The organism is Bacillus sp. 22483 (genome assembly GCF_052044605.1).
GTDB lineage: Bacteria > Bacillota > Bacilli > Bacillales > Bacillaceae > Bacillus > Bacillus altitudinis.
In genome coordinates, this window is record NZ_JBQENU010000006.1 from 69,884 (window position 1) to 96,220 (window position 26,337).

27 protein-coding genes are annotated in these 26,337 nt (G+C 42.4%); 21 read left to right on the forward strand and 6 right to left on the reverse strand.

Annotation, left to right across the window (positions count from 1 at the left end; translation table 11 throughout):
• Positions 1-128 precede the first annotated feature (128 nt).
• Both ACTJJQ_RS10855 and ACTJJQ_RS10860 read left to right on the forward strand, forming a co-directional pair.
• Positions 129-1,751, forward strand: a complete 1,623-nt coding sequence (locus ACTJJQ_RS10855; RefSeq protein WP_017358331.1) for a putative polysaccharide biosynthesis protein — start codon at positions 129-131, stop codon at positions 1,749-1,751.
• Positions 1,752-1,767: 16 nt separating this feature from the next.
• The gene (locus tag ACTJJQ_RS10860; RefSeq protein WP_025207823.1) at positions 1,768-2,484 is read left to right on the forward strand and encodes a pseudouridine synthase; all 717 of its coding nucleotides are present in this window, start codon (positions 1,768-1,770) and stop codon (positions 2,482-2,484) included.
• A gap of 66 nt (positions 2,485-2,550) precedes the next feature.
• Here the strand turns inward: ACTJJQ_RS10860 and ACTJJQ_RS10865 are convergent, their stop codons facing one another.
• A complete protein-coding gene (locus tag ACTJJQ_RS10865) occupies positions 2,551-2,772 on the reverse strand; it encodes a DeoR family transcriptional regulator (protein ID WP_008356419.1) in 222 nt (73 codons plus the stop codon).
• Positions 2,773-3,141: 369 nt separating this feature from the next.
• On the reverse strand, positions 3,142-4,440 hold the full coding sequence (locus ACTJJQ_RS10870; RefSeq protein ID WP_243824423.1) for an NCS2 family permease: 1,299 nt from the start codon (positions 4,438-4,440) through the stop codon (positions 3,142-3,144).
• Positions 4,441-4,534: 94 nt separating this feature from the next.
• Here ACTJJQ_RS10870 and pepV point away from each other — a divergent pair, with 94 nt between their 5' ends.
• Together pepV and ACTJJQ_RS10880 are read left to right on the forward strand one after the other, a co-directional pair.
• Positions 4,535-5,935: a dipeptidase PepV gene (gene pepV, locus ACTJJQ_RS10875; RefSeq protein ID WP_440600199.1), complete on the forward strand. Its 1,401-nt coding sequence runs from the start codon at positions 4,535-4,537 to the stop codon at positions 5,933-5,935.
• Positions 5,936-5,962: 27 nt separating this feature from the next.
• Complete coding sequence (locus ACTJJQ_RS10880; RefSeq protein ID WP_317327812.1) at positions 5,963-6,583, forward strand: Type 1 glutamine amidotransferase-like domain-containing protein; 621 nt, start codon at positions 5,963-5,965, stop codon at positions 6,581-6,583.
• A gap of 56 nt (positions 6,584-6,639) precedes the next feature.
• Here the strand turns inward: ACTJJQ_RS10880 and cysK are convergent, their stop codons facing one another.
• The gene (gene cysK, locus ACTJJQ_RS10885) at positions 6,640-7,569 is read right to left on the reverse strand and encodes a cysteine synthase A (protein WP_440600200.1); all 930 of its coding nucleotides are present in this window, start codon (positions 7,567-7,569) and stop codon (positions 6,640-6,642) included.
• 93 nt (positions 7,570-7,662) lie between these two features.
• Between cysK and thpR the strand changes: the two genes are divergently transcribed.
• The 4 genes from thpR to ACTJJQ_RS10905 all read left to right on the forward strand — a co-directional run bounded on the left by thpR (position 7,663) and on the right by ACTJJQ_RS10905 (position 11,237).
• Complete coding sequence (thpR, locus tag ACTJJQ_RS10890) at positions 7,663-8,214, forward strand: RNA 2',3'-cyclic phosphodiesterase (protein WP_317329507.1); 552 nt, start codon at positions 7,663-7,665, stop codon at positions 8,212-8,214.
• Positions 8,215-8,239: 25 nt separating this feature from the next.
• Entirely contained in the window at positions 8,240-9,175 is a 936-nt protein-coding gene (locus ACTJJQ_RS10895) for a hypothetical protein (protein WP_281215942.1), read from the forward strand.
• Positions 9,176-9,222: 47 nt separating this feature from the next.
• Positions 9,223-10,152: a YegS/Rv2252/BmrU family lipid kinase gene (locus tag ACTJJQ_RS10900; RefSeq protein ID WP_039168406.1), complete on the forward strand. Its 930-nt coding sequence runs from the start codon at positions 9,223-9,225 to the stop codon at positions 10,150-10,152.
• Between the two features lie 284 nt (positions 10,153-10,436).
• Positions 10,437-11,237, forward strand: coding sequence for a phosphotransferase family protein (locus ACTJJQ_RS10905; protein WP_284565153.1), 801 nt, complete (start codon positions 10,437-10,439; stop codon positions 11,235-11,237).
• Here ACTJJQ_RS10905 and ACTJJQ_RS10910 read toward each other — a convergent pair.
• A complete protein-coding gene (locus tag ACTJJQ_RS10910; RefSeq protein ID WP_024719286.1) occupies positions 11,234-11,509 on the reverse strand; it encodes a YtzH-like family protein in 276 nt (91 codons plus the stop codon). The genes ACTJJQ_RS10905 and ACTJJQ_RS10910 overlap by 4 nt on opposite strands.
• A 189-nt stretch (positions 11,510-11,698) precedes the next feature.
• On the opposite strand from ACTJJQ_RS10910, the gene trmB reads away from it, so the two are divergent.
• From trmB to ACTJJQ_RS10925, 3 genes are all read left to right on the forward strand, one after another.
• Positions 11,699-12,340 carry a tRNA (guanosine(46)-N7)-methyltransferase TrmB gene (gene trmB / locus ACTJJQ_RS10915; protein WP_236810021.1) on the forward strand — a complete coding sequence of 214 codons (642 nt, stop codon included), beginning with the start codon at positions 11,699-11,701 and terminating at the stop codon, positions 12,338-12,340.
• A 115-nt stretch (positions 12,341-12,455) separates the two neighbouring features.
• Positions 12,456-13,304, forward strand: a complete 849-nt coding sequence (locus ACTJJQ_RS10920; protein WP_048001429.1) for a YtnP family quorum-quenching lactonase — start codon at positions 12,456-12,458, stop codon at positions 13,302-13,304.
• A 73-nt stretch (positions 13,305-13,377) separates the two neighbouring features.
• Positions 13,378-15,075: an NAD-dependent malic enzyme gene (locus ACTJJQ_RS10925; RefSeq protein ID WP_008343042.1), complete on the forward strand. Its 1,698-nt coding sequence runs from the start codon at positions 13,378-13,380 to the stop codon at positions 15,073-15,075.
• Positions 15,076-15,115: 40 nt separating this feature from the next.
• Here ACTJJQ_RS10925 and ACTJJQ_RS10930 read toward each other — a convergent pair whose 3' ends face one another.
• Positions 15,116-15,430, reverse strand: a complete 315-nt coding sequence (locus tag ACTJJQ_RS10930) for a PepSY domain-containing protein (protein ID WP_003217759.1) — start codon at positions 15,428-15,430, stop codon at positions 15,116-15,118.
• A gap of 199 nt (positions 15,431-15,629) precedes the next feature.
• Here ACTJJQ_RS10930 and ACTJJQ_RS10935 point away from each other — a divergent pair, with 199 nt between their 5' ends.
• Positions 15,630-16,703 carry a M42 family metallopeptidase gene (locus ACTJJQ_RS10935; RefSeq protein ID WP_076822445.1) on the forward strand — a complete coding sequence of 358 codons (1,074 nt, stop codon included), beginning with the start codon at positions 15,630-15,632 and terminating at the stop codon, positions 16,701-16,703.
• A 43-nt stretch (positions 16,704-16,746) separates the two neighbouring features.
• On the opposite strand, the gene ACTJJQ_RS10940 is transcribed toward ACTJJQ_RS10935, so the two are convergent.
• Positions 16,747-17,193 carry a YtoQ family protein gene (locus tag ACTJJQ_RS10940; RefSeq protein ID WP_007501817.1) on the reverse strand — a complete coding sequence of 149 codons (447 nt, stop codon included), beginning with the start codon at positions 17,191-17,193 and terminating at the stop codon, positions 16,747-16,749.
• A 200-nt stretch (positions 17,194-17,393) separates the two neighbouring features.
• Here ACTJJQ_RS10940 and ACTJJQ_RS10945 point away from each other — a divergent pair, with 200 nt between their 5' ends.
• The 9 genes from ACTJJQ_RS10945 (at position 17,394) to ytxJ (ending at position 26,223) form a co-directional block, all read left to right on the forward strand.
• Positions 17,394-18,422, forward strand: coding sequence for a PTS transporter subunit IIC (locus tag ACTJJQ_RS10945; protein WP_019743715.1), 1,029 nt, complete (start codon positions 17,394-17,396; stop codon positions 18,420-18,422).
• Positions 18,409-18,729, forward strand: coding sequence for a thioredoxin family protein (locus ACTJJQ_RS10950; protein ID WP_003217665.1), 321 nt, complete (start codon positions 18,409-18,411; stop codon positions 18,727-18,729). The genes ACTJJQ_RS10945 and ACTJJQ_RS10950 overlap by 14 nt, the downstream gene beginning before the upstream one ends.
• An 18-nt stretch (positions 18,730-18,747) precedes the next feature.
• Entirely contained in the window at positions 18,748-19,560 is an 813-nt protein-coding gene (locus tag ACTJJQ_RS10955; protein ID WP_008343044.1) for a DUF1444 domain-containing protein, read from the forward strand.
• Between the two features lie 16 nt (positions 19,561-19,576).
• Positions 19,577-20,182, forward strand: coding sequence for a YtpR family tRNA-binding protein (gene ytpR, locus ACTJJQ_RS10960; RefSeq protein ID WP_007501813.1), 606 nt, complete (start codon positions 19,577-19,579; stop codon positions 20,180-20,182).
• A gap of 196 nt (positions 20,183-20,378) precedes the next feature.
• A complete protein-coding gene (locus ACTJJQ_RS10965) occupies positions 20,379-23,129 on the forward strand; it encodes a DNA translocase FtsK (protein ID WP_440600201.1) in 2,751 nt (916 codons plus the stop codon).
• Positions 23,130-23,431: 302 nt separating this feature from the next.
• Complete coding sequence (gene murC, locus ACTJJQ_RS10970; RefSeq protein ID WP_008343047.1) at positions 23,432-24,730, forward strand: UDP-N-acetylmuramate--L-alanine ligase; 1,299 nt, start codon at positions 23,432-23,434, stop codon at positions 24,728-24,730.
• Between the two features lie 222 nt (positions 24,731-24,952).
• Complete coding sequence (locus tag ACTJJQ_RS10975; protein ID WP_017367864.1) at positions 24,953-25,369, forward strand: DUF948 domain-containing protein; 417 nt, start codon at positions 24,953-24,955, stop codon at positions 25,367-25,369.
• A gap of 29 nt (positions 25,370-25,398) precedes the next feature.
• Entirely contained in the window at positions 25,399-25,869 is a 471-nt protein-coding gene (locus ACTJJQ_RS10980; protein WP_007501807.1) for a YtxH domain-containing protein, read from the forward strand.
• A gap of 30 nt (positions 25,870-25,899) precedes the next feature.
• Positions 25,900-26,223, forward strand: coding sequence for a bacillithiol system redox-active protein YtxJ (gene ytxJ / locus ACTJJQ_RS10985; protein ID WP_007501805.1), 324 nt, complete (start codon positions 25,900-25,902; stop codon positions 26,221-26,223).
• Positions 26,224-26,337 lie beyond the last annotated feature (114 nt).

Here is a 26,337-nt window from a genome sequence, read left to right on the forward strand (position 1 = left end):
ATTGGGGAAGGCTGAAATATGAATTGATTGGTTTTGTGACTTCTGTATTGGATTTGTTACCTGTGCGATGAAATGATGTGTTAAAATAGTTAAGTTGAATATTCATTAGAAAAATGGTGGTTAAGCGCATGTCTAATAAACTGCTTCGTGGTACGTTGGTTTTAACGATAGGGACTTATCTCTCTCGTATTCTTGGTATGATTTACTTAATTCCATTTAGCGCAATGGTCGGAGCGACTGGTGGTGCGCTATTCCAATATGGATACAATCAGTATACGATCTTTTTAAGTATTGCTACGCTCGGCTTTCCAACAGCGGTATCGAAATTCGTCTCTAAATATAATGCAATCGGCGATTATGAGACAACAAGAAAAATGTTCAGGGCGGGTATGTCGGTCATGCTTGTCACCGGTATTATCGCCTTTTCTATTTTATATTTGACCGCACCGATCTTTGCCAAGATTCAGCTTGGAGGATCGAATGAAACGGGCGGTTTGACGGTCGATCAAGTGGTTTATGTGATTCGGATGGTCAGTTTGGGTCTATTGGTTGTACCCATTATGAGTCTTGTGCGAGGGTTTTTCCAAGGGCACTCGATGATGGGCCCGACAGCTGTTTCCCAAGTCATCGAACAACTTGTCAGAATCATCTTCCTATTAACAGCGACGTTTATCATTTTAAAAGTGCTTGACGGCGGTCTTGTTATTGCGGTTGGTTATGCCACATTTGCCGCACTCATTGGTGCGTTTGGCGGTCTATTTACGCTTTATTTATATTGGCTGAAGCGGAAAGATCGGCTTTTGGCAATGCAGCCGAATACAGGGGACTATTCTGGATTATCTTATAAGCAAATGTTTACAGAGCTGTTCAGTTATGCAGCACCCTATGTGTTTGTTGGGCTTGCCATTCCGATTTATTCTTATATTGATACAAATACAATTAACAGAGCGATGATTGCATCAGGACATCAGGATATTAGTACAGCGGTTCTGTCTATTGTGACGTTATATTTACCGAAGCTTGTCATGATTCCTGTGTCACTTGCAACTGCATTTGGTTTAACATTGATTCCAACCATAACGGAATCCTTTACAGCGCGAAATTACAAGCTACTGAATCGACAAATTGATCAAACGATGCAGGTCATTTTATTCTTCGTTCTGCCTGCTTCATTTGGTATCTCGGCATTGGCTGGACCAGTTTATTGGTTTTTCTATCCGTCTGTGCATCCTGAGATTGGGACTTCTATTTTGTTTTGGTATGCACCTGTTGCATTACTGTTTTCTTTATTCACCATTAACGCAGCGATTTTACAAGGGATTAACAAACAAAAATTTGCGATCGTCAGTCTTTTGTTAGGGATTATCATTAAAACGGTCCTCAATATCCCACTGATTAGCTGGCTGCAAGGTAACGGTTCTGTGCTTGCAACGGCATTAGGCTACAGTGCCTCGATTTTGTATATGTTCATCATGATCAAGCGCCATGCAGGCTATTCGTTCCGAAGGATTTTCAAACGGTTTATTTTAATTGGTATTTTAACGGCAATCATGGCTGTAGTGGCTTATGTGACATGTCAGCTTGTGAGTCAAGTCATTTCATATGAAGGCGGAATCATACAAGCTGGTATTGTTATTTTGATTTCAATGATTACTGGCGGCGGTGTGTATATGTTCTTATCTTATAAAGTTGGATTGTTAGAGCGTGTACTTGGCAGCCGTATGCCGTCATTTTTAAGAAAAAAGAGTTAAGAAGAGGTGGAGAAGCATGAGGCTTGATAAATTGCTGGCCAATACCGGCTTTGGTTCAAGGAAAGATGTAAAGAAGCTGGTCAAGGCCCGGGCCGTCACAGTGAATGGAGAAGTGGCGAAGCAGGTGAAAGATCATGTCGATCCAACAAATGATGAAGTGCTCGTGCATGGAGAGCGTGTAGAGTATAAAGAATTCATTTATCTCATGATGAACAAGCCAGACGGTGTCATTTCAGCAACGGAGGATCTGCGAGATGAGACGGTTGTTGATTTACTAGAGCCAGAGGATATGGCAAGGGAGCCATTCCCTGTGGGGAGACTGGATAAGGATACAGTCGGTCTCCTCCTCCTTACAAATGACGGCCAGCTTGCTCATCAATTGTTATCTCCGAAAAAGCATGTCCCGAAAACGTATGAAGTTCATCTAAAATACCCGCTTGGAGATCAAGACATCACTCGTCTTGAAGAGGGAGTTGTGATTTTAGACGACTACCGAACGAAGCCGGCGAAGGTTGAAGTAGATGCCAACCAAGAGGCAGATACACGAATCCGTTTAACGATTACTGAAGGGAAGTACCATCAAGTGAAGCTGATGGCACAAGCAGTGGGCAATGAAGTGATCTTTTTAAAACGGCTCTCGATGGGAGCTGTTTCATTAGACGAAGATTTGGCCCCCGGAGAATACCGTGAATTGACGGAAGAAGAGTTAGACAGCTTAATCAATCGTGATTAATATAGAGAAAAAGAAAAGAACCGGCATCCGCCGGTTCTTTTTGTTATATGGAAGTTCATTATTCGCTTATGATGATATTTTTACTTTTTTTCTCGTTGTTTCCCATTTGCCTCTGCTTGGACTATGAACAAGATCGTTATAGGCAAGCACGTTTAAGTCTCTTTGGATGGTTCTAGGTGTGATCCCGAATTCATCAACCAGCTCTTGTGTCGTCACAAGACCTTTCTCTTGAATGAACATATAAACTGATTTTATTCGAGTCATCATACGGTTTGTTGAAGGTTTCAAAAAACCACTCCCTATCAATAAGATCGGATGGACTTGACTAACCACAACTTACTACACTAAAACTGCGAAATAAGGACATGCAACAATGGTAAATGTTCGTGTTTCTTAATGTTTTATTCTATTATACACGTTATTATGCATCTAGTTCCACCAAAAAGTCAACTTTACGTGTTTTTAAACTTGTCTTCATGAATTGAAATATGTTATATATCATGATTTGAATCCGGTTACAACCCAATAAACACAAGGCATATAAAGAAAATTGCCACTTAAGAAAGATCAAAAAATAAACACAGAAAATTTACAAAATAAAAAATCATTCATACAAAAAAGACACATTCAAATGAGAAATGTGTCTTTTTATTTTGGTTATCCTTCTAAGAAAAAGAGCTGCATGAAAAATAAGACGGCGAAAATGAGCACAAGAATATGCACTTCTTTCCATTTTCCTTTTGCCAGCTTCACAAGTGGATATGAAATAAATCCTAGTGAAATTCCTGTAGAGATGCTAGATGTCAGCGGCATGGAAAGAATCACAAGAAAAGCAGGAAATGCTTCGTCAAGCTCATTCCAGCGAATACGTGACACTGAATTCATCATCAAACAGCCGACAATGATTAAGACAGGTGAAGTGATGGACGGCAAAGACGAAATGGCTTGAACGAGCGGACCAAAAAACAAAGCCACAATAAACAATGCAGCAACGGTTAAAGAGGTCAGTCCAGTTCTTCCGCCAGCAGCCACTCCTGATGAGGATTCAATGTAAGCTGTGGTTGGGCTTGTTCCAAACATTGAGCCAATTGTTGTCGCAGCAGAGTCAGCAAGTAAGGCTCTGCGTACTTTTGGGAGCTGACCATTTTTCATTAAACCTGCTTGTTCCGCAACCCCGATCATTGTTCCTGTTGTATCAAAAATCGTCACAAGTAAAAAGGAGAAGACAACAGCATACAAGTGATGGGAAAATACATCGCCAAACGCAGCGAATGGATTTGTAATCAGCATTCCTTCAGGGAGTGCTGGGGTATCCACTAGCACTTTAGGAAAATGAAGCTGACCTGTTGCAAGCGCAATTAACGTGGTTGCTAACATGCCGATAAACAGCGCTCCATTCACTTGAAGAACCATTAATATGACAGAAATCATTAAACCAACGAGTGTCAAAATGACAACAGGTGAACTTAAATTGCCAAGCTTCACAAGGTTTTGTGGATCAGCAGTGATGATTCCAGACTGTCTTAGCCCAATGAATGCAATAAATAGTCCGATACCTGCTGTAATCCCGTACTTTAAATTATCTGGAATCGCCTCAATGAGTTGTTTTCTAAGGGATGTTAACGATAAAATGATAAAGAGTATTCCAGCAACAAATACCGCACTAAATGCTGTTTGATAGCTGAGACTCCCACCACCGACAACAGTGACGGTGAAATAGACATTCAGCCCCATACCTGGTGCAATGGCAATCGGATAGTTTGCAAAGAGTGCCATCCAGAGGGTACCGACAACAGCAGCGATAATGGTTGCAGTAAAGACTTGGTCAAAAGGAATGCCTGCATCTGAAAGGATTCCTGGATTGACGGCTACAATATATACCATCGTAAAGAATGTCGTCATACCAGCGAGTAATTCTTTCTTTATATTGGTTTGGTTCTCTTTTAACTGAAACATAAAATCCTCCATTTACGAACATTATTACAAAACACTTAATATAATATTCGTTTTAAGGGTGGATTGCAACCTTTTTTCAAGGAGGAATGGAAAAATGAATTGGGAAGCAGAAGTCATACGAAAAAAAGACAGTTTGATTCAGGATACACAATCTTTTTTACAAATTGAAAGTGTCTTGGATGAAGAAGGCGGCATAGCAGGAAAACCGTTCGGTGAAAAAGTGGATGAGGCTCTTCAGTATATGCTCAAAAAAGGGCAGGACGAGGGCTTCAAAGTGAAAAATGTTGATGGTTATGCTGGTCATATTGAATATGGAGAAGGCGAAGATATCGTCGGTGTGCTATGCCATGTGGATGTCGTGCCTGCGGGAGACGACTGGACAACCCCGCCATTTTCAGCGGACATAAGAGAAAATAAAATCTTTGCAAGAGGAGCCATTGATGATAAAGGGCCGACCATGGCGGCGTTTTACGCATTGAAAATGTTAAAAGATGCCGGTCTGCCGCTGTCGAAAAAGATTCGAATCATCATTGGCACAGATGAAGAAAGCGATTGGCGCTGCGTCGATCACTATTTCAAGCATGAGGCGATGCCACAAATTGGGTTTGCACCAGATGCTGATTTTCCAATTATTCATGCTGAAAAAGGGATCATAGATGCCATCGTATCCTTTACATACGAACAATCAGAAGAAAACAAGCGTTACATCCTCAAGCAATTCACATCAGGCATGCGTCTCAATATGGTCCCAGATGAGGCTCGCGCAATTGTGGCAGCAGCAAATGATCACGATGCTGAAGCATTAAAAACGGCTTTTACAGCCTATCTTGCGGAAAATCAGTTAACCGGTGAGGCAAACCATACAGCAGATGGACTGACATTCACATTAAAAGGTGTATCAGTTCATGCAATGGAGCCGGCGAATGGCACAAATGCGGGCATTCATATGGCGAATTTCTTATGTGAGCATGAATTAGATGAAAGAGGGCTCGCATTTACATCACAAATAAATGCTTTATTTGATCAAGACACAAGAGGACAAAAACTCGGCATCGCTTGTAAGGATGATATTAGTGGTGACTTGACCTTGAATGTTGGCACAATCCGCTATTCGCAAAACGAAGAAGCGAAGCTTGGGCTGAATGTCCGCTATCCCGTAACTGCGGACGGTGAGGAAGTCAAAAAAGGGATTGAACGAATAAAAGGGGCAGTGATTGAGAAATTTGATGACAGTCCACCTCATCACGTCTCAAAAGACCATCCACTTGTGAAAACATTACAGAAGGTATACGAAGAACAAACGGGAGATCCTGCTCACCTTATTGCAATTGGGGGAGGAACGTATGCAAGGTCATTAGAAGCAGGTGTTGCCTTTGGTCCTCTATTCCCAGGAAGACCTGATTGCGCACATCAAAAGGATGAATATATCGAAATCGATGATTTACTAAGAGCAACTGCGCTATATGCACAAGCCATGTATGAATTGGCGAAATAAGAAAGAAAAGAGAAGAGGGGATTCACCGTGAAAAAAATGTTCTTATGCTCTTCATTCAAAGACAGCTATTCTCTCTTATCTGACTTTGCAGGTGACACCTTAAAAGGAAAAAGTGTGACATTCATTCCGGCAGCCAGTGAAGTGGAAGAAGTCACGCACTATGTCGATGCAGCAAAAGAAGCCTTTCATCAATTAGAAATGAGTGTAGAGACTGTTCAGCTGCCCGAGCAAACGGTTCAGGAGATCACACAGATCATTGGAAAGAATGATGTCATTTATGTATCTGGCGGCAATACTTTTTATTTGCTGCAAGAATTAAGAAAGCATAGACTCGATCGTGTATTGAAAGAAGAGATCGGAAAAGGCAAGCTGTATATCGGAGAATCCGCGGGGAGTATTATCATGGCGCCAAGCATTGAATACATCTCACTGATGGATGATCAGGAGAAAGCGCTAGAATTATCTTCCTTTGAAGGATTCAATGAGATCAGCAGCTATCCGGTACCGCATATAAACAATCCTTATTTAGGTGAAGCCGCGCAGCACATCATAGAGAAAGATCAAAATACGCTCTCTTTATGCCCGCTCACTGATGAACAAGTTTTACTTGTGACAGGCGAACAGACTGAGGTCAAGACGGTCTTGTAGGAGTTGTTCATATGAAACGAAGAAAAAGGAACAGGAGCATACGCCCTGTTCCTTTTTTAATCTTGAAACACATCACTCGATAAATAACGTTCACCCGTGTCTGCTGTCATACAAATGACAATGTGATCCTTTGGCATTTGCTTGGATGCTTCAATCGCTGCATAGCATGCCGCACCAGATGATGGACCGACTAAAATACCTTCAAGACGGGCGAGTTTTCGTGTGATGTCGTAAGCATCTTCATCACTCACTTGCACAATCTCATCATACACCTGTTCGTTTAAAATATGTGGGATAAATCCTGGACTTGTGCCAACAAGCTTATGTTTGCCAGGTTTCCCGCCTGATAAAACAGGAGACCCCTTTGGCTCTGCCACATGTATCGTCAATTCCGGGAATGCTTTTTTGAGTTCCTCTCCAGTGCCTGTAATGGTTCCGCCCGTTCCAGCAGTTGCGACAAAAGCGGCAAGCGGCTGCCCGATCTGTTGCACTGCATCGATAATTTCTACAGCCGTTGTCCCTCTATGAGCATCGGGGTTCGCACCGTTGTCAAATTGCATGGGAATAAAGCTGTTAGGAATTTGAGCAGCTAATTCTTCTGCCTTGCGAATACAGCCTGGCATTTTTTCCTCCCCTGGGGTTAAAACGACCTGTGCGCCGTATGCCTTTAGAATATTGATTCTTTCTTGGGTCATCGTATCAGGCATGATCAGAATGGCTTTGTAGCCTCTTGCAGCAGCGTTCATCGCTAAGCCAATTCCTGTATTCCCGCTCGTTGGTTCAATAATCGTTGCCCCTTTTGTGAGCTTTCCTTGTTTTTCTGCCTCAAGGATCATATTGTAAGCAGCCCGATCTTTTACACTTCCGCTAGGATTAAATGATTCCAGTTTTAAATAAATAGCAGCGCCATGTTTTGGCTGAAGGCGCTGTAATTTTACAAGTGGTGTATGACCTATTAATTCAGCTATATTTTGTGCAACCTTCATCATGTGACACCCTTTCTTCTCATTCCGCATTACTTTAGTTATACTATCATCAATGGGGATTCGTAAAGTTTGTTAAAAAGGACAGGTGAAAATATGGCCGAAAGCCGTCATTATTTTATCGGGATTCCAATCCCTGAACAACTCGCGTATCAATTGAAAGCGGATATAGACAAGAGGAGCGGACTTTCCTTTCAAAAATGGACAGCACCCATTGATTATCATGTCACCCTTGTGTTTTTAGGCGCGATTCCAGAGGACCGTTTAAATAAGATATCTGAGCTGCTTGAACAGCTGTCTCATGAGGTGTCTGCTTTCCCGCTGAAGCTGAATGAGATAGGGGTATTTGGTCAAAAGGAGCGGCCGAGAGTCTTTTTTGCAAAGCCTAGTGAAAGTAAGCCTTTGATGGATCTAAGAGAAAAGGTAAAAACAGCCGTTTTGACAGCAGGTCATCCTGTCGAAAAAAGACCCTTTCATCCACATATGACGATTGCGCGCAAATGGAATAGAGAACAGTCCTATATAGAACAAGCGCCCTTACGGAAAGAACCATATTCGATGGAGGTTTCTAGTATCGCTTTATTTGAAATTCGTCTAAAAGAAACCCCACGTTATCACGCGATCAAACAATTTACACTACATAAATGATTCTAGAGGTTGGAGTGAGCAGCAGATGGCGCAAATTATTAAAATCCAAGATTATATATCACGATATGAACAAGACCCGCATCATTACATCAATCAGTTTATTCGGTTGAAAAAACAAAGGTGGGACGAGTTAAAAAAGGCTTCAAAAGAGCAGGTGCAAAAGCAGGCTGACCAAGCCACCAAGCAAGCACCTGAGCAAGAGGAAGAAAAGAGAAAGAAATTCTCCTTAAAAAGAAAGCAAAAAGAAGCCGATATGAAAAAGGAACGGGACCTGAGTCTTTTTAACGAGCCAACAGATATAGAACAAGGTGTTTTTACAAACGTTCCTACCGATGAAACGAAGCTGATTCACTTTTTTAAGGATCATCTTTACGATGTTCAATTAAAATGGGCCAGCTCGACGATCTCTCATATTTCAACTGTCTCTCACCACATTCGATATGATGAAAAGCTGCGGATGCTTGCAAGGCAGCTGCCAGATTCTTATTTTGTGATGTACAAGCCGGTGCTGCTCATTCAAAAAGCTGAGATGGAATTGTGTCCAGTGCTCATTACACCGCTTGAAGTCATCTGTTTATCTTTCTTAGAAGCAGAGCCAGACAGCGTATATATTGGATCGAAGGAACGTTTTTGGGAAAAGCGGGCGACGGGAAAAGCTGTTCAATCCGTTTTAAACCCTTGTGCAAGCCTTCTTCGCTCTGGAACTGTTGTGTCAAAAATTTTACAGCAAAGTGGTGTAGAGCTTCCTGTGAAAAAAATACTCATCAGCCGCACCTCGTATATTGATTTGCCCGAAGTTCCATTCGGGATGGAGGTTGTCGATAAGAAGAAAGCGGAGGATTGGTTTGACAAGCAGCGGAAAAACACGGCGCCGACAAAGCACCAGCAATTCAAAGCGACAAAGGCATTGCTCGCTTATGGTGAATCAGACAGCAAAAGAAGGCAGGAATGGCTCGATTAAAGGCATATCAAGGTCACCAAAAAATGAGACCTGAGTGGAGCTAATATATGAATGAATGGTACTTTATCGTCAATCCAGCAGCAGGACAAGGAAAAGGACTCCGCACTTGGAGAAGCATAGAGAAAGAATTACAAAAGGTAGAGATCTCATACAGATCGTTTCTTACCCAGCATGAAGGACATGCCGAAGTTTTGGCGAGACAGATTAGCGCTATGCAAGACGACAGATTGAAACGGCTGATCGTCATTGGCGGTGACGGCACATTTCATGAAGTACTGAATGGTTTAAAAGAAATTGATCATGTGCAGCTAAGCTTTGTCCCAGCAGGTCATTGGAATGATGCTGCGAAGGGGCTGGGCATCCAGCGTCATGATGTGATCAAAGAAGTGAGAAAACAAAAGAGGATGCTGACGAAAACATTTTCTCTCGGTTCCTTTCAAGATCATGCAGAAAGTCCGCAATCTGTTCTTTTTCTCAATCATATTGGTGTTGGTTTTGATGCGCATGTCTTGAAGAGAACGGTCCATTTTAGAGGGAAAAAGTGGCTCAACCGACTCAAACTCGGATTTATCATCTATCCGCTGTCCTTTCTACATTCGTTATGGTCTTTCAAACCGTTTGACCTTGCTCTTTTTATTGAAAATGAGAGAAAAGTTTTTCGCCAAGTGTGGTTTGTGATCGTATGTAATCACCCATATTATGGAGGCGGGCTGGAAGCAGCGCCGGAAGCAAGTGCGAGGCAATCAGGATTTCAAACAATCGTTGTCACGGATTTGAATCCATTAAAAGTCCTCTTATTTTTAAGTGCAATGGTTTTTAAAAAGCACCTTGTAATGGAGGGAGTCACCCTTTTTCAGCATGAAGAAGCCTACTTGGAGGCAGATGAAAAAATCCTATTTCATGCCGATGGAGAAGTGATTGGCGCCACTCCAGTGTTTGTTAAGGCTAGTGATCGATCGTTAAAATTACGTGGCTAAGAAGCAGCCAGTGTGCGCACGAGCAAAAGAAACATGAAAAAAGACTTCCCTTTTCATAAGGTTCTTGTCCTGTTTTTCTAGTTTTGCTTGACGAGTATAAGAAGGTAGCGATAAAATCTATAGGACGGCTATTGTTTAGCATCTCATTCTCAATAGCTGTCCTTTTTGTTTTTATGATCATATAAATAAAAAATAAACAGCCAATTGATCTCAATCGGCTGAATTTTGTCGACTAAAAAAGCATGATTTAAAATATTTTAAGAAATGATGGGTTGAAAATTGATATGAACTGGTTGGGACAAATATTAGGTAGCGAATGGCACATCTCTCCTGCTGGAGGCGCTACGGGAGATGCGTACTTCGCAACACACAATGACCAAAAGCTATTTTTAAAACGCAATACGTCACCGTTTCTTGCGGTTTTGTCAGCTGAAGGCATTGTGCCGAAGCTTGTCTGGACAAAACGGATGGAAAATGGGGATGTCATTACTGCGCAGCACTGGCTGAGCGGCAGAGAGCTGAAGCCAAAGGACATGAATGACCGTCCTGTAGCGGAGCAGCTAAGAAAAATTCATACATCAAAAGAGCTGCTCGATATGCTGAAACGATTAGAAAAGCACTCGCTTGACCCGGCATCGATCTTGATGCATCTCAAGGCATCGATCTTAAAAGAGCAGATTGACTCACATGATATCACGCGTGCTATCCAGTATTTAGAGAAACATGTGGAGGCAGTTCATTTCGAGGATAAGGTCGTATGCCATTGTGACCTCAACCATAATAATTGGCTGCTGACAGATGAAAATCAGCTCTATTTAATTGATTGGGACGGGGCAATGATTGCAGATCCAGCGATTGATCTTGGACCGCTCTTATACCATTATGTTGAAGAAGAGAACTGGGAAAGCTGGCTCTCTATGTATGGTGCTCCGCTGACCGACAACTTGCGAAAACGCATGGCATGGTATGTGATGGCTGAAACCGTCTCGTTTGTCGTTTGGCATAAAAGAAAAGGAAATGAAAAGGCGCAAAAAGAAGTGCAAGCCGAGCTACATGCACTCTTAAAACGGTTAAACATCCATTAAGACAGTGGAATGTTCTCGACCCAGTCAGATAGATGCGATTGATGCGCTTCGATATGTGCATCAATTGAACTGACAGAGGTACCTTTTTGGCTGTAATCATAAATATCTGTTAGTAGCTGACGAACGTCAGCATCCAAATCTTCTTTTGCCAGCATTAATTGAATCACGCGTCCCACCTGTTCATATTCTGCAACAGTCCCGCAGCAATCCAGCTGGTGATCAGTTAAAATATCTTTGATTAATTGAAGCTGATGTTGGCGGTTTAATCCCATAAGTATGCTCCTTTCAAGGCGTGTCATTTATGTGGTTAAACTGTGCATTCAGCTTTGAATTTATACATGAAGCAGACCAGCCCAATTAGCAGCTGGTCTTTTTCATATGTGCGGATAAGATGCTGTCTTGCGGCTCTTTATGTTTCATGGTATCTTGATAAAATGTAAAGAAAATAGAGGTGTATCAAATTGAGAATGCGACATAAACCGTGGGCGGATGATTATTTAGCTGAAAATGCTCATATTGCTTTAGCCAACCCTGAACAATACAAAGGGAAATGGCATGAGCTGTTTGAAAATGATCATCCAATCCATATCGAAGTCGGTACAGGAAAAGGGAGCTTTATTGCCGGAATGGGCAAGCTTCATCCTGAGATGAACTATATCGGCATTGAATTATTTAAAAGTGTCATTGTGACGGCAGTCGATAAAATCAAAGAAACAGATGTAGAAAACGTAAAGCTTCTAAACATCAACGCAGAGACACTGACAGATGTCTTTGCGGAAAATGAGATTGATCGGGTGTATTTAAACTTCTCTGATCCGTGGCCAAAATCAAGGCATGAAAAACGGAGATTGACATTTAAAGCTTTTTTAAAGCGATATGAACAGATCCTCCGTCCAGGCGGTGAATTACATTTCAAAACCGATAACCGAGGACTATTTGAATATTCCTTGAAAAGCTTTTCGTCTTACGGACTCCTTTTAACGTATGTGAGCCTTGATTTACATGAGGATGGTCTCGAAGGAAATGTCATGACAGAATATGAAGAGAAATTCTCTTCCATGGGACAACCGATCTATCGATCAGAAGTAAAATTCCCTGAATAAAAAGCGAACAAAGCTGGCTGCAACGAACGATTGCGGTCAGCTTTTTTGATGAAAAGATTAGCACATGCGATTTTCCTTTGTATTTGCTACGATAGAAAAAGGAGGGATGACAGCAATGGAGACAATGAAAATAGGTGAAATGGAACTGTTCTGGTTAAATGGGGGAGATACACACATGGATGGTGGTGCCATGTTTGGCGTGGTGCCAAAACCATTATGGTCAAAAAAATACCCTGTGAATGATCGAAATCAAATTGAATTACGGTGTGATCCAATGCTCATACGTTGGAACGGTCTTCATCTGTTAGTAGATTCTGGCATCGGGTCAGGGAAGCTGACAGAGAAACAAAAACGCAATTATGGCGTCACAGAGGAAACGAAAATAGAAGAATCACTTGCGGCTCTCGGTTTGCGCCCATCTGATATAGATTACGTCTTAATGACTCATTTGCATTTTGATCATGCAAGCGGGCTGACAAAACGTGAAGGCGATGAGCTCGTGTCTGTTTTTCAGCAGGCAAAAATCATCACGTCCAAAATTGAATGGGACGAAATGAGAGCGCCGAACATCCGCTCAAGAAATACATATTGGAAAGAAAACTGGGAGCCTGTTGCCGATCAAGTCATGACATTTGAAGATAACATTGAAGTAACAGAAGGCATTCGCCTGCATCATACAGGTGGACATAGCGAGGGGCATAGCATCTTAACGCTCACAAGTCAGGGAGAAACAGCTATTCATTTAGCGGATATCATGCCGACACACGCTCATAAAAACCCGCTTTGGGTGTTGGCATACGATGATTATCCAATGATCTCGATCCCGGCGAAGCAAAAATGGCAGGCATTCGCCGAAGAAAACAATGCATGGTACTTGTTTTATCATGATGCCATCTACCGTGCTGTAAAGTGGGATGAAGACGGGGCAATGACCCATGAGGTCAAAAGAGAAACCGGAAGATAAAAGATCATCTGTATGTTTTTTCGCCTTTCACACAAAATAACGACAAAATGAACTTGTGAAAGGAAGAGTGCAGGTGAATCAATTTTATCGTGTACATGGTGATGTCATCGAGACACCGTTAAGAGGGATGGAAGTCATGTCTGTCCCTTATTTAAACAAAGGGGTCGCATTTACAAAGGAAGAGCGGGAAGAGCTTGGGTTAAAGGGATTTCTGCCGCCGAAGGTGTTAACACTAGAGGATCAAGCAAAGCGTGCATATGAGCAGTTCAAAGCACAGCCAGACGCACTTGGGAAAAATGTCTATTTAACTGCGCTTCATGACAGAAATGAAGTGCTCTTTTATAAATTATTAAATGAGCATTTGGCAGAAATGCTGCCGATTGTTTACACACCGACCGTAGGAACAGCGATTCAGCGTTACAGCCACGAGTATAGAAAGCCAAGAGGAATTTATTTATCCATTGATGACCTAGAAGGAATGGAAGAAATTTTTGCATCTTACGGAGTGGATGAATCAATTGATCTCATTGTCGCAACAGATGCAGAAGGAATTTTAGGCATCGGCGACTGGGGTGTTGGCGGAATTGCCATTTCAGTCGGGAAGCTGGCTGTTTATACAGCCGCAGCAGGGATTGATCCTAGCCGTGTGCTGGCAGTGGTGCTTGATGCTGGGACCAACCAGGAAAGCCTTTTAAATGATCCGCTTTATGTGGGAAATCAGCACTCCCGCGTTCGAGGAGAGCGCTATGATCAGTTTATTGATCAATATGTTGAGCTTGCCCGTGCGACTTTTCCAAATGCACTTCTTCACTGGGAAGACTTCGGTACAAAAAATGCGCGCGCCATTTTGGAAAAATATAAGGACCGTATTTGTACATTTAATGATGATATTCAAGGAACTGGAGCCGTCTCACTTGCTGCCGTTCTGGCTTGTGCAAAAGCATCGAAGGTTCCGCTGAAAGATCACCGAATCGTGATCTTTGGAGCAGGTACAGCAGGGATTGGTATAGCCGAGCAAATTCGTGATGCGATCGTGCGAGACGGTGTCAAAGAAGAGGAATCATATGATCATTTCTGGTGTATTGATAAAACGGGATTGCTCACAGATGATTCACCCGACATTCAGCCATTTCAAAAGCCGTATGCAAGACGTTCTGATGAAGTGAAGGATTATGCACGTAATGGTCCAAAGCATTCAATTGATTTGTTAGAGGTCGTGAAGCAGGCGAAACCTACGATCTTAATTGGTACCTCAACTGTAGGTGGGGCATTTACAGAGGAAATTGTGAAAGAAATGGCGTCACATGTAGAGCGGCCAGCGATTTTACCGATGTCAAACCCGACACCTCTTTCAGAGGCAAAGCCGGAAGATCTCATTGAATGGACAGAAGGACGTGCGCTTGTCACAACGGGAAGCCCGTTTGATCCGGTTGAATATGGTGGTGTGACATATGAAATTGGGCAGGCAAATAATGCTCTTGTGTTTCCAGGGCTTGGTCTTGGAACGATTGTGTGTAAAGCCCGCCTCATGACAGACAGCATGTTTGTTGCGAGTGCTGAAGCGATTGCGAGCATGGTCAATGTCGGAAAACCGGGTGCTGCGATGCTTCCAAGTGTTGATCAGCTCAGAACAGTTTCAGCGACAGTGGCTGTCCGTGTGGCACAAGCAGCGATTGACGAAGGAATTGCGGAAGAAACCCCTGATGATCTCATTCAGGCTGTGCAAGACGCCATGTGGCACCCTGTATACAAAAAAATCAAAGCCATCTAAAAAAAGCTTCGCAAGGACTTGTCTTTGCGAAGCTTTCTTATTAAGCAACAGAATCAATGACATCAACGATCATGCCTGTTTTTGCATCAATCATGACTTCATACTGTTCCAGCTCGCCAAAGGCGGAGCGTGTAATGCCAGATTTGTACACATCAATCGTTTCACCATTTACGGTATACGGTTCTGGTACAGTATAAATCCAAGAGCCATCAATCGGGCCGCGCTGTTTAAAAGCAGATTTCACAATTTTTAACGCTTTTTCAGACGAGATATACGTCGGGAAAAAGACTTTCTTTGCAACAATTGCAGCGGCTACGCCAATACTCGCACCAATCAGAACATGTTTTAACTTCAACGTGCTGCACCTCCGTATTGCTGTTTTTTCCATTATACAAAACTTGTCCAGCGATGTTAAGAAATCCGAATACTTGAAAGCATATTCAAAATTTCTGGAGAGATACTTGGAAAACCGAAAGAATTCTTATAGTATAAAGTGAGTGTTATTTTTATAGGAATTTATATGGTCATTACATAGAAATGAGGGTAACTGTCAAATGAACGAAGAAACAATGTCGCTTTTCCGAAATTTAACAGAATTACAAGGGGCTCCAGGTAATGAGCACCATGTGCGTGCTTTTATGAAAAAGGAACTTGAGAAATATTCCGATGAACTCATACAGGATCGTCTTGGCGGAGTGTTTGGTGTCCGCAAAGGCCCAGAGAACGCGCCGAAGATTATGGTGGCTGGTCATATGGATGAAGTCGGCTTTATGGTGTCATCCATTACGAAAAATGGAATGATTCGTTTTCAAACACTTGGCGGCTGGTGGAGTCAAGTGATGCTTGCGCAGCGTGTGGATGTTCATACGGATCACGGGCCAATTCCGGGCGTTGTATCGAGCACACCTCCTCATCTTCTGACACCAGAACAAAAAAGCAAACCAGTAAAACCGTCAGATATGCTGATTGATATTGGTGCAGACAGTGAAGAAGAAGCGAAAGAGCTTGGCGTTCGCCCAGGGCAGCAAATCGTTCCTGCAACGGTCTTTACCCCAATGGCCAATCCGAAAAAGATTTTAGCCAAAGCTTGGGATAACCGCTATGGGTGCGGACTTGCCATTGAATTATTGAAAGAATTAAAAGACGAAGCTCTTTCATGTCAGCTATATTCAGGCGCAACCGTCCAAGAGGAAGTAGGGCTCAGAGGGGCTGAGGTAGCTGCGAATATGATTAAACCGGATCTGTTCTTTGCTCTAGATGCGAGTCCTGCAAATGATGTGACGGGAGACAAATCACAATTTGGCCAGCTTGGAAAAGGTGCACTTCTTCGTATTTATGATCGCACGATGATTACGCACCGAGGCATGAGAGAATTTGTCCTCGATACAGCCGAAACAAACAATATTCCATATCAATATTTCGTATCGCCAGGCGGTACGGATGCTGGACGTGTTCATATCTCAAATCAAGGTGTACCATCTGCTGTTATTGGTGTATGTGCGCGTTACATTCATACAAGTCACTCTGTCTTGCATGTGGATGATTATGCAGCGGCAAAAGAATTAATTGTTCGTCTTGTGAAAAATTGTGATCAAAGCACGGTGGATTCGATTTATCAACAAGTGTAAACGATAAGAAAAAGGCTGCCTCATTAAGAGCACAGCCTTTTTCTTATTCCTGTTCAAACACGTATGACAACGCCTTAATCGCTTGATTCACTGTTTCGACAGTGATATTTGCTTTGTTTGATAATTCCTTTAGGGGATGATGTAATTCTTTAGGACGAATCAAAATAAGGGGTTTCCCTTTGGCGATGGCAGAAGAAGCATCCATTGCCGTGTTCCACTGTTTATATTTCTCACCAAAGCGGGCGATGACAACGTCTGCCTTATTTAATAATAGTTCGGTGCGGAAATTGTTCAAATCAGAAGCCGCATCGTCTTTCAAGATGGCATTTGGCTGCCCGCCTAAAATATCTTCTCCGATGTTATCTGATCGGTCATGATTCTCCATTGGACCAACAAACGTCACTGGTAGTTTCAACGACTGGCTTTTTTCCTTAATTTCATCGCGCCACTGGCTATGAATTTCTCCAGCTAAATAAACCGTTAATTGCATAACAATCTCCTCCTTGTGCACAAACTTAGTAAAGGTTTGCCCTGTTTCTTTTCATGTTACACAAGAAGTGCTTGATAAAGCAAAAAAAATATGATTATGATATTCATGGTAGAGACTATTTTTCATCGTAAGAAGACTACATATAATGGGAAGGACAGGCCTCTTCGTCTTTCCTATGAGAAAGCAGGAAGACGACGTTGATGACTTATTTAAAAAGAAAGGGTATTTCCCTTTCGCCAAAGGTGTATTTTATTGATGCACTCTCTTATATGGCTTTAGGTCTATTTGCTACATTAGTGGTAGGGCTGATTTTAAAAACAGCAGGCGGCCTGTTATCATTTCCTCTCATCGTGGAAATGGGAACGCTCGCTATGGGGCTGATGGGACCAGCAATTGGCGTAGCGGTTGCTTATCGCTTAAACGCTTCTCCTTTAATTATTTTCGCAAGTGTTGTGTCAGGTGCCGCTGGAGCAGAGCTTGGGGGACCTGCTGGAAGCTTCGTGGCTGCTCTCATTGGTGTGGAATTAGGCAAACTGATCAGTGGTGAGACAAGAATTGATATTATTTTAACGCCGCTTGTGACCATTATCACAGGTTTTCTCACCGCTGCTTTCATCGGCCCTGGGATTCAGGCGGTAATGACAGGGCTCGGCAGGCTGATCGTATGGGGGACTGATCAAAGTCCACTCATCATGGGCATGCTGGTTGCAACCATTGTTGGACTTGCTCTTAGCTCACCGATTTCAAGCGCTGCGCTTGCGCTGATGCTTGATTTAAGCGGTCTTGCTGCTGGTGCGGCAACGATTGGCTGCTGTGCGCAGATGGTCGGCTTTGCTGCTGCAGGATTTAGAGAAAATCGTTTTGGTGGTCTTGCTGCGGTAGGCATTGGAACATCAAAACTACAGCTGCCGAACATTGTGAAAAATCCACTCATTCTCATTCCGCCGACGATTGCAGGACTGATTCTTGCGCCAATTGGTATCATTGGCTTTGGGATGGTCAATAATGCGGCAGGAGCGGGTATGGGAACGAGCGGTCTTGTCGGCCAGCTCATGACTCTCACAGTCATGGGATTTCATCCTTCCGTTTTCCTCGCAATTGCTCTCTTGCATATCGTTGGCCCGGCAGTGATTAGTTTGGTAGTATCAGAATGGATGAGAAAGAAAGGCTATATACAATTCGGAGATTTAAGTATACAAACTGGAGGAATCAAACATGAAAAAAATTGAATCAAACGAAGAATTACAAAAAGTGATTCAAGAAGACTTAACCGTATTACTATTTTCAGCTGACTGGTGCCCGGACTGCACATTTATTGAGCCGTTTTTGCCAGAGCTTGAAGCAAACTATCCAGAATTTGAATACTTCTATGTGGATAGAGATCAGTTCATCGACACTTGTGCAGAGTGGGAAATTTACGGAATTCCAAGCTTTTTAGTCTTTAAAAACGGACAAGAGATCAACCGTTTTGTCAGCAAAGATCGTAAGACAAAGGAAGAGATTGAAGCATTTTTAACAGATTCTCTTTCTAAATAACGAAAGGAGAGTCTTATCATGGCGAAAATGACATCAAGACAGCTTGCCAATCAATTGAAAAGCCGTCTGACGAACGACAGCTGGACCCACCAGTTTGACAGGGAAAAAGATACGCTTCGTGTGGAAGATAAACATACAGGAAAGGGCATCACGCTTGAGCTCCCGCCGATTATTGCAAAGTGGGAAGTAAAGCCTGATGAAACACTGGATGAGATCGTTTATTATGTGAAAGAGGCGCTCAGCGCTATGAAAGGTGAAGCGCAGCACATCTCAGGCAAAGAGAAGCACATTTATCCGGTCATTCGTTCAACGTCCTTTCCAGAAACATCAAGTGATGAGATTCCACTCGTTTTTGATGAGCATACAGCAGAGACAAGAATCTACTATGCACTTGACCTTGGAAGCACCTACAGATTAATTGACGAGAAGATGCTGCAAAAGGAAAACTGGACAAAAGAACGAATCAGAGAAACCGCAAGTTTTAACGTCCGTTCACTAAAGACTGTCGTGAAAATGGATGAAGTGGCGGGCAACCGTTTTTATTTCTTCCGTGCAAATGACGGGTACGATGCAAGCAGAATATTAAATGAATCGATTTTACAAGAATACGCGCAAAAAGTAGAGGGGCAAATGGCCATTTCCGTTCCCCATCAAGATGTGTTCATCATTGCAGATGTACGCAATGAATCAGGCTATGATATTTTAGGGCAAATGTCGATGAGCTTCTTCGCCAGCGGCACGGTTCCGATTACGGCCTTGTCATTTTTATATGACGAAGGCAAGCTTGAACCGATCTTTATTCTTGCAAAAAGCAGACCAAAACAGCAGTAGAAGGGAATTTTGAAGAATGAACGTTTTTTATAATGCAGAAGGTGTCGGCGACACACTCCTTATTTCATTGAAAGATGTAACAAGAGAAGAAGTAGGTCATGAAACGTTTGGAGACGTCGTAAGAATCTTCAATCAAGACACAAAAGAAACAACAGGTTTTAATATTTTCAATGCATCTACTTACATGAAAATTGAAGAAAACGGATCTGTACCGCTTTCTGAAACGCTTGTTCAAGATATCAATGAAATTTTGAACCGCAACGGTGTCAGTGAAACATTAACAGTTGATCTATCACCTAAGTTTGTGGTCGGTTATGTGAAGGAAAAAGAAAAACATCCGAATGCAGATAAACTGAACATTTGCCAAGTAGATGTTGGCGATGAAACCTTACAAATCGTGTGCGGTGCACCAAACGTTGATCAAGGTCAATATGTTGTGGTTGCAAAGGTCGGTGCTGTGATGCCGAGCGGTTTGGTGATCAAAGATGCTGAACTAAGAGGTGTTCCTTCAAGCGGAATGATTTGTTCTGCAAAAGAATTAGATCTTCCGAATGCGCCTGCTGAAAAAGGAATCCTTGTTCTAGAAGGAAGCCGCCAAGCTGGCGAACCATTTGAAGCGTAACCTCCCATAAACGGGTACAAATGAGCGAAGAATGTGTTATACCAAAAGTCACTAAGTACGTACTTAGTGACTTTTTTTCATCTACAGACAGCATGAACAGCAAAGCGTAGCACTTTTCTCGCTTTTCTGCATGAAAAAGCAATGGTATACTAAAAATCGCCCAAGAAAACGTAAGGGGAGTTAAAGTGAGTGATAAATGATGAGTTGGTTAGATAAATTTTTTAGTGTATTTTTAGGAGAAGAAAAAAAAGAAGAAAAAGCTGAGAGGCCTGAAACAGGTCCGATTGCACCAAAGCAGCCAGCTGTTGAACAGCATAAAGAATATAAAAAAGTTGAAGATACGAAAGTGTATTATGAATATCCAAAAGGCAATTTTCGCTTTCCTCTCGTTCCAGATGAACCTGCACGTGAGGCAGCAAAGCAACAAGAAAGAAGGCGCACGCGGCCAAGTCAGCCAAAGGCAAAGCAGACGACCTATCAGCCAAAACAAACGGTGCAGCCTGATCTCAATAAAAAGCCTTTTAAACCAGAGCAAATCCCTTCACCCATCTATGGCTACCACCAGGATATGCGTCCAAAACATGCAGCAGCCAAAGAAGACACATCTTCTGTCAAAATGAAATCGGCAGAAGAAACGTCACAGCGTGTCACACTGTTATCAGAAGAAGCAGAGCGTGAACGGAATGTAAGACAGCAAATGAACATCCCGTCTATACGAAAAGAACAACGTATGGAAGACATGATGTCAGCCCAAACAGAAGAACAAGTAGAGAAGCAACCTGTCACGACGCCGCTTACTTTGCAAGAGGAACTCGCATATCAAGATCACGTTCAATCAACGATGGAACGTTTATATGACGAGCCTTTCAGTGAGAAAGAGGATCAAGATCAAGCTTTGTCACAGACCAAAGACGATCGGGAAGCATTCTTACATATGGAGCAAGCTGAAGCATCTAACGAGCCTCTAGAGATGGAGCAAGAACAGGCAGTCAACATTGAACAAGAAGAGCCGATGATTCCGCTTGAAGATGATGCTCAGAAAAAAGAGAGCTTTACATTTGAAACAGCTGAAAGCCCATCACCAGCACTTGACATGGAGATAGAAAGCCCGGTAGAAGAAACTGCGGTGCTGGAAGAGAAGAACATAGAGGCTATGGAGGAAAGAGCAGAGGCTGCATGGATAGAAGAAAGTCAAGCAGACGTGTCAGCGATAGCATTTGAACAAGAAGAATCGGTGATTATACAGGATTCGCAAGATGATGATTCCCTGCCGGAAGAAAAATTAACAGATGATGAAGTCATGCCAGTTGAAGAAGCATCAGATGAATTTGCTGACTCTGGACAAGCAGAGATCGCCGGGGATATGGCAGAAGAGCTTGAGGAAACACCTGAAGAAACGCCTGAAATAAAACGTGAAGAACCAAAACCGTCTTCTCCACAGCCAAAGCGTTCAAGCGGTCAAACCTCCACCGTTCCTTTTAACGTCATGATGTTAAAAAGTGATCAGCGCGTGCAAGGGAAGAAAACGGCAGATGCACAAGGATATGTATTTCCGAGTTTAGCCCTTCTAGACGTTCCGCCAGCACAAAAAGAAGAGGACGGAACATGGGTGAAAGAACGGGCAGAACTGCTCAATGCCACTCTGAAAAACTTCAATGTCAGAGCAAGTGTTGTTCATGTGACGCAAGGTCCTTCTGTTACAAGATTTGAAGTACATCCTGAACCAGGCGTGAAAGTGAACAAAATTACAAACCTGTCAGATGATATCAAACTCAGTTTGTCTGCAAAAGATATTCGAATCGAAGCGCCGATTCCTGGGAAGAACACGATTGGAATCGAAGTGCCGAACCTTCACAGTAAAATGGTTTTCTTAAGAGAAATGATTAGAAGCAGTGCCTTCAGAGACAATCCATCTCCATTAACGGCGGCACTCGGATTGGATATTTCCGGTCAGCCCGTTGTGGTTGATTTGCAAAAAATGCCGCACGGCTTAATTGCCGGAGCAACAGGTTCAGGGAAAAGTGTCTGTATTAATACCATTCTCGTGAGCCTGATGTTTAAAGCCTCACCTGATGAAGTGAAAATGCTGTTAATCGACCCTAAAATGGTCGAACTGGCACCGTATAATCACATTCCGCATCTTGTGAGCCCGGTTATTACTGATGCCAAGACAGCCACAGCTGCCCTGAAATGGGTAGTAGATGAAATGGAAAGACGCTACGAACTGTTTGCACACTCTGGTGTGAGAGAAATCAAACGATTTAACGAACTGGTGAAAGAAAAACAAATGGGTGAAAAACTGCCATATCTCGTCGTTGTCATTGATGAGCTGGCTGATTTAATGATGGTCGCACCAAATGAAGTCGAAGAAAGCATTTGCCGAATTGCCCAAAAAGCAAGAGCATGCGGGATTCACTTACTCATTGCGACGCAAAGACCTTCTGTTGATGTCATTACAGGCCTCATTAAAGCAAACATCCCAACAAGAATTGCTTTCTCTGTTTCAAGCCAAGTGGATTCAAGAACCATTATTGATATGGCAGGTGCTGAAAAGCTTCTCGGAAAAGGAGACATGCTGTTCTTAGAAAATGGCTCTGGCAAACCGACAAGGCTACAAGGGAACTTTGTATCAGATCGAGAGATTGATGAAGTGGTAGCGCATGTGAGAAAACAGCGCAAACCTGTGTTCCTTTTTGAACAGGAAGAATTGATGCTCCAAGGCTCTGCTATTACAGACGAAGATGAATTGTTTATGGACGCATGCAGGTTCGCCATCGAGCAAAATAGTGCAAGTACATCCAGTTTGCAAAGAAGATTTAGAATTGGCTACAATCGAGCAGCGAGATTGATTGATATGATGGAACGTGAAGGAATGATCTCTGGGGCAAAAGGCAGTAAGCCAAGAGAGGTCCTCATGACACTGAGTGACTTAGAACAATTGATCTAAACAAACCACTTCATTTTTTTGATAAACATGGTATGATAGCACATAGGTGCAATTTTTGAATTGGACGCTTTTCGCATGCCTGTCTGAACGCTTTTTAACGAAAATGAGCGAAAGCAGGTGTTAGAAATGGGAAAGTTGTCGGATACTAATCATAGTTAATATTGATTAGAATAGGAAGATCGGAAAAAAATCTTTATTTGGAGCTGCGATTTGTGATCAGCTAGAGACAAAAATCACAAGTTGCAAATTGAAATGAGCGTCATATACTGTAAGTCAGATAGACGTTTGTTGGAGGTACAATTATGACTGTTTATCATTTTGTTGGAATAAAAGGGACAGGTATGAGTCCACTGGCCCAAATTCTTCATGATACTGGGTATACTGTCCAAGGATCGGATATCGAAAAACATATCTTTACACAAAAAGCATTAGAAGAACGAAATATTAAAATTCTTCCATTTGACCCAGATAATATTCAGCCAGGGATGACGGTGATTGCAGGAAATGCATTCCCAGATACACACCCTGAGATTGAGCGTGCTCTTTCTGAAGGGATTCCTGTTATTCGTTATCATAAATTTCTTGGAGAATACATGGATTCATTCACAAACGTTGCAATTACTGGTGCTCATGGTAAAACATCGACAACAGGTCTGCTTGCACATGTGATGCAAGCGGCAAAACCAACTTCCTACTTAATCGGTGATGGATCTGGAATGGGGAAAGAAAACAGCGAGTATTTTGTATTTGAAGCGTGCGAATACCGCAGACATTTCCTCAGCTACCATCCAGATTATGCGATCATGACCAATATTGATTTTGATCACCCTGATTATTTCACGGATATTGATGACGTGTTTGATGCGTTTCAAAACATGGCACTTCAAGTGAAAAAAGCCATCATCGCTTGCGGTGATGACGAGCATCTTCTCAAGATCCAAGCAAAAGTACCTGTTGTGTACTACGGATTCAATGAAGAAAATGATTTCCAAGCACGAAATGTTGTGAAAAACACAGAAGGCACCACATTTGATGTATTTGTACGTAATACGTTTTATGATACCTTCTACATTCCTGCTTACGGAAACCACAATGTCCTTAACTCATTAGCGGTCATTGCATTATGCCACTATGAGGCCATTGATGTAGAGCTCATCAAAGGTGCTTTAACGACATTTGGAGGTGTGAAACGACGCTTTAATGAAAAAGTAGTCGGTGAACAAGTCTTAATTGACGATTATGCGCACCATCCGACTGAAATTGAAGTCACGATCGAAGCAGCTCGCCAGAAGTATCCAGACCGTGATATTGTAGCAGTCTTCCAGCCGCACACTTTCACTCGTACACAGCAATTTTTAAGTGAATTTGCGGACAGTCTGAAAAAAGCAGACTATGTATACCTCTGTGATATTTTCGGTTCAGCTCGTGAAAACATTGGGAAACTAAGCATTGAAGATTTGCGGGAAAAAATTCCGCAAGCCCAATTGATTGAAGAAGAAGAGACATCTGTGCTGAAAGCACATGAAAATGCGATCTTGGTCTTTATGGGAGCAGGAGATATTCAAAAGTATCTTCGTGCTTATGAGAAAGTCGCAGTATAATTGCCTGTCAAAAAGTGCCGATTCAATCGGCGCTTTTTATTTTGAATAAAATGTGACAAAGGGGCTAAATGTGACAAGATGTGCCGCTTTTTTTCGTTCGCTGTGGACAGGAATTGGCGAATAAGTGTAGAATTATTATTCAATCGGTCATTCTAGGCGATGTTTGAATGATACAACGAGAGGGTATTGAATTGAATATGCCCGCAGCAAAGGAGGTATCAGATGATTATTATTCTCTATTTAAGCGTTGCACTCATCGCAATCGCTTTCCTCATTCTTGTCATCTACTTGTCCAAAACATTGAAATCCTTACAGCTGACATTAAAGAATGTCGCATCAACTTTAGAAGGTCTTGAAGGACAGATGCAAGGCATCACCACAGAGACAGCACAGTTGCTACATAAGACCAATCAGCTTGCTGAAGATATTCAAGACAAATCGGCAAAACTTAACACAGTTGTGGATGCGGTGCAGGGAATTGGCGGCTCGATCAACCAATTTAATACAAGCATAAAGCAGGCAGCTGGTGCGGTTTCTTCATCCGTTGAACGAAATCAGGAGAAAGTCACGGATGTGGTAAGCTGGAGTAACGCAGCACTTGAAATCTATAAAAAATGGAAACAACGTAAACAACAATAATCAACCATTTTCGCATAGGAGGAATAATCATGAGCAAAGACGGAATCAATAGCAAAGACTTTTTGATCGGAACACTTATCGGTGGCATTATCGGTGCAACAACGGCATTATTTTTAGCACCAAAGTCAGGGAAAGAGCTTCGCGATGATTTGAACACCCAAGCGAATGCCCTAAAAGAAAAAACAGATCGTCTCACAACAGATGCAAAGGAAAAAGGCACTGAATATGTGACGATTGCGAAAGACAAAACATCTGAATTGTCTCAGCTCGTAGCAGAGCAGTCAAACCAGATTTTAGACAAAGTAAAAGACATAAAAGATCGTACAGCTGGAAAAGCTAAACAAGTAAAAAGCGAAGCAGAAGATGCTGCAGCAAATATTGCAAATGAAGCTTCAGATGTAGCAGATGAAGCAAAAGTAAGAGCACAAGAAGCAAAAGCAGACATTGAAGACGGCATCAAAGATGTCAAAGAAAAAGTAGAACAATCTACGAAAGGCTAACTCGCTGCTTAAGTTAGGAAGGAGCACATCATGTCTAAACAACTCATAGAAACAGAAGAACAGTTTGATCAACTAACGAATCAAGACGGAACCTTTGTCTTTTTTAAGCACAGTTTGACATGTCCAATCAGCCAAGCTGCTTTTCAAGAGTTTGAAGCGTTTGCGTCAGAACATGAGGATGTTCCTGCTTATTTCTTGCAAATTCAAAACACAAGAGAGCTTTCATCCTATGTGACTGAAAAGTCAGGGATCAAGCACGAAAGCCCGCAGGCACTCATCTTTAGCGGTGGCAAAGTAAAGTGGCATGCTTCTCACTCAAGCATTACAAAAGAAGCGCTTGAACATAACATGTAGAAAAACGTCAGCGATTGCTGACGTTCAAGATTGTTGACAAAGGGCTAAAATGTACTTTATTTTAGCCCTTTGTCTTCTTTTCAGCGTGATAGAAAACCTTTGCAGTCTAGGAAG